The 7,413-nt window shown below is 76.0% G+C and carries 4 protein-coding genes; 2 read left to right on the forward strand and 2 right to left on the reverse strand.

Annotation, left to right across the window (positions count from 1 at the left end; translation table 11 throughout):
- Window positions 1–21: 21 nt before the first annotated feature.
- Window positions 22–2,433, reverse strand: coding sequence for a sigma-70 family RNA polymerase sigma factor (locus tag ACIBH3_RS22680; RefSeq protein ID WP_396313846.1), 2,412 nt, complete (start codon window positions 2,431–2,433; stop codon window positions 22–24).
- Window positions 2,434–2,729: 296 nt separating this feature from the next.
- On the reverse strand, window positions 2,730–3,785 hold the full coding sequence (locus ACIBH3_RS22685; protein ID WP_396313847.1) for a TetR/AcrR family transcriptional regulator: 1,056 nt from the start codon (window positions 3,783–3,785) through the stop codon (window positions 2,730–2,732).
- Window positions 3,786–4,225: 440 nt separating this feature from the next.
- On the opposite strand from ACIBH3_RS22685, the gene ACIBH3_RS22690 reads away from it, so the two are divergent.
- Window positions 4,226–5,620 carry an NAD(P)/FAD-dependent oxidoreductase gene (locus ACIBH3_RS22690; protein ID WP_396313848.1) on the forward strand — a complete coding sequence of 465 codons (1,395 nt, stop codon included), beginning with the start codon at window positions 4,226–4,228 and terminating at the stop codon, window positions 5,618–5,620.
- A gap of 151 nt (window positions 5,621–5,771) precedes the next feature.
- Window positions 5,772–7,166, forward strand: a complete 1,395-nt coding sequence (locus ACIBH3_RS22695) for a SpoIIE family protein phosphatase (protein ID WP_396313857.1) — start codon at window positions 5,772–5,774, stop codon at window positions 7,164–7,166.
- The last annotated feature ends 247 nt before the right edge of the window (window positions 7,167–7,413 follow it).

The following is a 7,413-nucleotide window of genomic DNA, read 5'->3' on the forward strand; positions in this document are numbered from 1 at the left end:
CGCCGGCCGCCGATGCCCGCTTCAGACGCACCTGAGGCGGGCATCGGCCCAGTCGGCCGCATTGACGATCGGCCAGGCCCCCGACACCGGGGTCACCACCAGCCGGATCGATCGCTGCCCGGCGAGCGGCACGTGCACCGGGACGGGTGCGTCGCCGGAGTGCAGCTCGGGCGAGGTCCACAGCGTGCGGCCGTCGCCGCCCTGCACGCTGAAGACGAGGTCACCGAGCTGAAGGGCGAGATCGTCCAGCCCGGCGACGGCGTCGAAGGACGTGCAGCTGCGGTTGAGGTCGATGGTGGTCGCCGACGGCGCGCGCATGGTGACGCCGTGCCGGTAGTGCCGGCCGCCCACCCGCAGTGAGCCGCGCTGCCAGAGCCAGTCGCCGCCGCGTCGGATGCTCGGGCCCGTGGCCGGCACCCGGCCGGGGCCGGGCGGGGAGAAGGGCAGGTTGTCGACCCAGAAGTCGGTCGGCGTGGGCGCGGGCGGCACCGTGGGCGTCGGCGTGACCACCGGCGGCGACGCCGACGGCTTGGGCACCTCCGGGGTCGGCGGCGGCGGAACGCTCGGCGCCGGTGGGGTGGGGACGGCCGCCGTCGGGGTCGGCGGAGCGACCACCGGCGCCGGGGTGGACGTCGGGCCGGGCTGCGGCGCCCGCGTCCGCGCAGGGGAAGGAGCGGGCCTGGCGGGCACGGCGCGGCTGGGCGTCGCGGTCACGGCCGGCGGGGCGGGCTTCGGCTCGGGCGTCGCGCTCGGCGGCGGCATCGGTGTCGGTGTCGGCGCGGCCGCCGCCGGGGCGGCTGCGGGAGGCGACGACGGTACGGCGGGGGCGGACACCACGGGCGCCGCCGCCGGCATGGGCGTGGTGGCGGGCGGTCCGGCCAGCGCGTACGCGGCGACCCCGGCCGCGGCGACCGCGGCGGCGGCGGCCAGGCCGGCCTTGGCCGCGATGCCCAGACCCTCGCCCGCCACCACGCCCATGCCGGCGCCGCCCGCTCCCGCGCCGCCACCGGCCGCAGCCCCGCCGGCCGCACTCCCGCCGGCCACACCGCCTCCGGCGCCACCGCCGGCGGTCACGGCGGCCGTACCCGCGGCCACGCCGCCGACTGCGGCACCCGCGCCGACGGCCGCCGCCGCGGCGCTGAACCCGCCCAGGCCGGCCCAGACCAGCACGCCACCGGGCAGCAGGGCGCGCAGCCCGGTGTTGATGTCCGCGAGTTCCAGGTAGGCCGCCGTACAGCGATCGCATTCCCTGAGGTGGCTGCCCACCTCCCCGGCGGCCCGCTTGCGCAGCGAACCCCGGGCGTACGCGCCGAGCCGGTTGGCGTACGCCGCGCAGCCCTGCTCCTGGCTGCCCGAGACGTGCGCCTGAAGGAAGGCGGCGGCGAGCCGGTCGCGCGCCCGGTGGGCCTGGACGGCGGTGGCGTTGGCGGTCTTGCCGATCAGCACCGCGACGGTCTTCGGGGCTTCCCGCTCGACCTCGGTGTGCCAGAGCACCAGCCGGTCCTCCTCCGGCAGTTCGACGAAGGCGCGCATCACCATCCGCTGGTCGGCCAGGGCCATCGCCCAGGCGTCGGCGCCGGGGTCGGCGAGGTCCGGGTCGAGGACGGCGGCCGAGCCGTGCGCGAAGGAGGTGAAGTCGTCGACGAGTTGCTCGCGCCGCTCGCTGCGGGACCACGCCGCCGCGACGTTGCGCACGGCCGTCAGCAGGTATGCGCGGACCGCGAACTCCGGGCCCTTGCCCGCCTTGAGCGCCTGGAGCGTACGGGCGAAGACCTCACCCGCGAGGTCCTCGGCGGTGAAGCTGTCCCGGCAGCAGGTACGGGCGTAGCGGCGCACCGACTCGGCGTGCCGGCGGTAGATCTCCTCGTACGCCGCCTCGTCCCCGGCGCGGACCAGGGCCGTCAACTCGGCGTCGGAGGGCGGGCGCTCGCCGTCCACGGGGTCGGCGGGGGCGGGGACGGTCGCCCGGGCGGGCCGGGTCGCCGGGTGGCCCGCGACGAAGGCCTCCGGGATCACGCCGCCCCGTCCGGCCGGGGCCTGGCCGGGCACCCGTGCGGAGACGGGGCCGGCGAGCGACTCGCGGCCGCCCCGGATGCCGCCCTGGTCGGGCACCTGACCAGGAATGGCGGGCCCGCCGACGGCTGATCCGCCCGCCGGGATTCCGGAGCCGGTTCGACCGCCGGCGCCGCCCTGGCCACCGGTGCCGCCGGACCCGCTCAGCGGCATGCCGGGCGGACCGCAGGCCGGGCCGGGCGCAGGGCCGTCGGCCGGGCCGGGCGCAGGGCCGTCGGCCGCCCCTCCCACCCCTGCCGACCCGGCCGTACCGTCAGCAGGTCCCGTGGACGGCGCGGTGGACGGGCCGTCAGCTCCGCCGGCCGCCGAGCGCCCGAAGTCGAGGCCGTAGCCGTGGTCGTTCTGTTCCTCGGCGCTCACCGCGGCCCCCAGCATCCGTGTCGACCCCCGTGTCGTAGTGGGCCGAACACCGCTGCGTGGGCGCGGGGCACCCCGACACCGGGCGCCGACCGCGCGTGAAGGGTGCGCATCGGTACATTGGCTCCAACCACGGGCAAAGGATGGCATAGCGCAGAGTGGTGTGGTAGCCGGATCGGCCCGGGCCCCACTCTTCCGAGGGGCCGTCGGGGATCTGTTCGGGTCCGCTCGGCGGTGGACCCGCAGGCGCGGGTGACACAACCGGGGGCCGGGCGGGAGTCCGCCCGGCCCCCCGGTTCTCAGCGGGCGCGCAGCCCGTCCAGCAGTATCTCCAGCAGCCGGTCCGCCGGGGCCGCCGGCGGTCGACCGGCGCCGGTCCGGCCGGTGGCCGGCATCGCGTACCGGTCGGCATCGGCCTGATCCCCGGTCAGCTGTCCGGCACCCGGCCGGGGCTGCGTCCCTGAGCCCGCCGCGCCGCGCGTGGCGTGCACCGGCACCGATGCGGTCAGCACCAGCACCACGTCCGAGACCGTGACGCCCGGGCGCAGTTCTCCCGCCGCGCCCGCCCGGGCCACCAGCGCCGCCAGCAGTTGGAGCAACGGACGGGGGTCGGCGTCGCCCGGCTCCGCCGGATCGCCCACCGACCCGGCGCCCGACCCGGCGCCCACGACGGAGCCGGCGGGCCGCGCCTCCAGGCCGCGCTGCTCGGGCACCCGCCCGATGTCCGCCGCGTACCGGAACGCCTCCGGCGGCAGCAGCCGCCCGGCGCCGGTGCCCACCGCCCGCGCCAGATACCCGGCCAGCGCCTCCCAGGGGCCGGCGTCGCCGTACAGCGACTCGCGTGCCTGGGCGGTCAGCCAGCCGACCTCCTCGGCCGCGATCCGTCGGACCAGCACCTCCTTGCTCGGGAAGCGCCGGTACACCGTGCCGACCCCGACGCCCGCGCGCCGCGCGACCTCCTCCATCGGCGCGCCGTAGCCGAACTCGCCGAACACCTCGCGGGCCGCCCGCAGCACGCTCTCCAGGTTCCGCCGGGCGTCCACCCGCAGCCGGGTCCCGGCCGGAGGCGTCCCGGGGTCCTCGACCGTCCGGCCGCCGCCCTGCGCCGACTCCTGCCGCGCCGGCTCCCGCGGCGGTGCACCCTGCCGCACCGGCTCCGGCCAGGCCGGCTCCTGCCGCACCGGATCAGGACCTCCGCCCGGTTCGGGCCAGGCCTGCTCCTGGCGCAGGCCCTCCCGGTACGCGTACGAGACGCCTTCGTACCCGGGCGTCCCGGCCGGGACGCGCTGCTCCGGCACCCCACCCTGGTCGGCGCGTGACGAGCCCGCCCGCCCCAACAGTCGCTCCTGCTCCATCATCCCAACTCTCCCCCGCAGGGCGCCCGATCCCGGACCCCTGCCCTCACCCGCCCCTGCACCCCCCCGGGTGCGGCTCCGCCCGCCGTCCAGACCTGGACCGGCGTTCCGAACCCGGGCGGAACGGCGGTCGCGGCGCGGCTGCGTTCCGTCTGCGGACTTCGTCCGGGACATCCCTTCCCCGGAACGCCCCTCCGCAGTCGGGGTCTGCGCCCACGGTAGAACAGGCCGTAGCGGCTGCTCTACGGTGCGTTGCGCCCGATCCCGGCCGGCAGAAACGCTGCAGCAGCACAATCCGACCATAGTTCACGGGAGTTCGTGGCCGAAAGTGCGTCGGAAGGCACCACATCCGCACGTCTGTCCCTGTCATGTCACATCAGTCCCAGTGGATCCGGTACGGCCTGTGGACAAGAGGGGCCGCGGCAGGGCGTCATGGTTGCGTGAAGCAGGTCACATCGGCAGGGGGTGCCCCCATCAGAATCCTGATCGCCGGCGGCGGCTGCGCCGGGATGTCCGCCGCGCTACGGCTCCAGCGCGGCCTCCGCGACCGGCTGCGTACCGGCCGTGTCGAGATCACCGTGGTCGAACCGCAGCCCTATCTGACGTACCACCCGCTGCTCGCCGAGGTCGCGGCCGGCTCGATCGACCCCCGCCACGTGGTGGTGCCGCTGCGCAGCGCGCTGCCCGGCTGCCGGGTGCTCACCGCCCGGATCACCCGGATCGAGCACGCCACCCGGCGTGCCTGGGCGGACGCCGCCCAGCCGGGGGAGCCCGCGGTGCCGGTCGAACTCGACTACGACGTGCTGGTGGTGGCGCCCGGCTCGGTCTCCCGGACGGACCCGGTGCCGGGCCTCGTCGAGCACGGGTTCGGCTTCTCCACCGTCGGCGAGGCCGTCAGCCTGCGCAACCACGTCCTGGAGCAGCTCGACCTGGCCTCCTCCACCCGCGACCCGGCCCTGCGCCAGGCCGCCCTCACCTTCGTCTTCGTCGGCGCTGGCTACGCCGGCGTGGGGGCGCTCGCCGAGCTGGAGGACATGGCCAGGTACGCGGCGCGGGGGTACCACAACCTCGGTCCCGAGGACCTGCGCTGGGTACTGGTCGAGGCGGGGCCGCGGATCCTCGCCGAGGAGTCCGGCGAACTGGCCGCGCACACCCTCTCGCAGCTGCGCGAGCGGAGCGTCGACGTCCGGCTCGGCACCCGGCTGGAGTCCGCCGCCGACCGGCTGATCGTGCTCTCGGACGGCAGCCGCTTCGAGGCCCGCACGCTGGTCTGGACCGCCGGTGTCAGGCCCGCGCCCGTGCTGCGCGACACCGATCTGCCGCTGGACGCGCTCGGCCGGGTCCGCTGCCTGGCGACCCTGCAGGCCGTCGGGCGGGACGGGCTCGCGCTGCCCGGCGTCTGGGCCGCCGGGGACTGCGCGGCGGTGCCCGATCCGAACGCCGGCGGCGCACCCTGCGCCCCGAACGCGCAGCACGCGTTCGCGCAGTCCGTGCTGCTGGCGGAGAACGTGATCGCGGTGCTGGACGGTGGCCGGCCGCGCGCCTACCTGCCGGACCGCGCCGCCTGCTCCACCTCGCTCGGCCTGGGCCGGGGCGTCGCGCACACCCGGCGCGGCCGGGTCACCGGACGCCGGGCCTGGCTGCTGCACCGGGCGCGGCAGCTGCGTCGGCTGCCCAGTGCGGACCGGCGGGTGCGGGTCCTGACGGATTGGCTGCTGGCCGCGCTGTTCACCAGGGAGATCGTCTCGCTGGGGACGGTGGAGCACCCGAGATCGGAGTTCGAGGCGGGCTTCGCGAGCGGGAGCGGCGGCGCCGGGAAGCGGGACCGGCGCTGAGACGACGACGGGCCGACACTCGCGCGACTTCCGGAATCGGCCCCCCGCCTGACAGGATCTGCCCAACCAAGTCATTACGCCGTGTGCCACGGTGCACACATGAAGTGATGACATGCCCGGAACCCGAGGAAGCGGCCGTCGTTTGAACCTCATGCGCTGGAGCGCCCGGCTCACCGGAGCACCTTGGCGTGCCGTCACCCCACCGGGCCCGGCCACCGCCACCGCCCAGGGCGGCACGAACACCGCGGCGGCCGCCGGGACGGGCGAGCCGGTGATCGTGCCCGGGCCACGCGACCCGAGCGGCTCCGGGCACCCGCGCGAGCTCCACGAGCCATACGACCTGCGCGAGGTGCTCGGCCGGATCCCCGCGCCCGTCGCCGTCACCCACGGGCCGCTGCACCTGCTCGGCTACGCGAACCGGGCGTACCACGACCTCTTCGGCGAACGCCGCACCGGACTGCCCGCCTGCGACGCCCTCCCCGAGCTCAGGACGATGGGCGTGCTGCCGCTGATGGACCAGGTCATCCGCAGCGGCCGCCCGCGCAGCGTCAAGGCCCGCTGCATCCTCGGCCTCAACGGCAACCGCTACTACAACGTCTCGTGCGTCCCGCTCGGCGCCGAGGAGAGCGCCGGCCCGGCCGGCGACCCGGCCCCCGTCGGCGTACTGATCTTCGCGGCGGAGGTCACCGACCAGGTGCTGGCCGCCACCCGGTTGCGGGAGGCCGAACGCCGCCAGCGCGAGGCCGCCGTCACCCTCCAGCGCAGCCTGCTGCCGCAGAAGCTCGACCAGCCCGCCGACCTCAGGGTCGCCGCCACCTACCAGCCCGGCGGCAACGAGGCCGCGGTCGGCGGCGACTGGTACGACGTCATCGCGATCGACGGCGGCCGGACGGCCCTGGTCATCGGGGACGTCATGGGCCGCGGCCTGCGGGCGGCCGCGGTCATGGGCCAGCTGCGGACGGCCGTCCGGGCCTACGCCCGCCTCGACCTGCCGCCGCACGAGGTGATGCGCCTGCTCGACGGCCTCGCCATGGAGATCGACGCCAATCAGATCGCCACCTGCACCTACGCCGTCTGGGACCCGGAGCGCCGCACCCTCACCTACGCCTCGGCCGGCCACCTCCCGATGCTGCTGCGCTGCCCGGACGGCGCCGTCCTGCGCAGCGAGGAACAGAACGGCCCCCCGCTGGGCACCGGTGGTGGTGTCCACCTCTCCCACACCCTGCGCCTGCTGCCCGGCACGACCGGCGTCCTCTATACGGACGGCCTGGTGGAGCGCCGGGACGAGGACATCGACCAGGGTCTCGACCTGCTGGCCAGAACCCTCGGCGGAGCGGTGGGAGCCCCGGACGTGATCTGCTCCCGCCTGCTCCGGGCGATGGGTGTCACCGCCGAGCACGACGACGACGTGGCGGTGCTGGCCTTCCACCTGCCGGCCGATCCCGAGAGCGAGCAAGATCGGTGCGAGCAGGACACGTGCGAGGCCGCTGAGAGCCTCCCAGTCGACATCCATCCGTCACTTGACTCACTCTCCCGCGAGGTCTAGTGTTCTCCGAGCTGCCTGACAGGGAGAACCGGACGCGCGAATCGCACGGACGGTCCCGGGGTGGCCACTCCTTCGAAACACCACTCAGCACCAGCCCCGGGCTGCGCCTCGTCGCATCCCGGCGCGAATTGCTGCGCGGAATTCACGAGTGCGGTCGGATTCGCTTTTCGGAGCGGGCCTCGGCTAAAGTTTGGGACGTCGGACAGGCCGTCAGGTCGGGCCCGGCAAAGCCTCCTGGGGCTGGGAA

This window comes from Kitasatospora sp. NPDC050543 (assembly GCF_044457565.1).
Classification (GTDB): Bacteria; Actinomycetota; Actinomycetes; order Streptomycetales; family Streptomycetaceae; genus Kitasatospora.

Excerpts from the sequence above, each read along its gene's own strand:
- ACIBH3_RS22685 (WP_396313847.1), bottom strand. The coding sequence starts at position 3,785 with ATGGAGCAGGAGCGACTGTTGGGGCGGGCGGGCTCGTCACGCGCCGAC.
- ACIBH3_RS22695 (WP_396313857.1), top strand. The coding sequence starts at position 5,772 with ATGCGCTGGAGCGCCCGGCTCACCGGAGCACCTTGGCGTGCCGTCACC.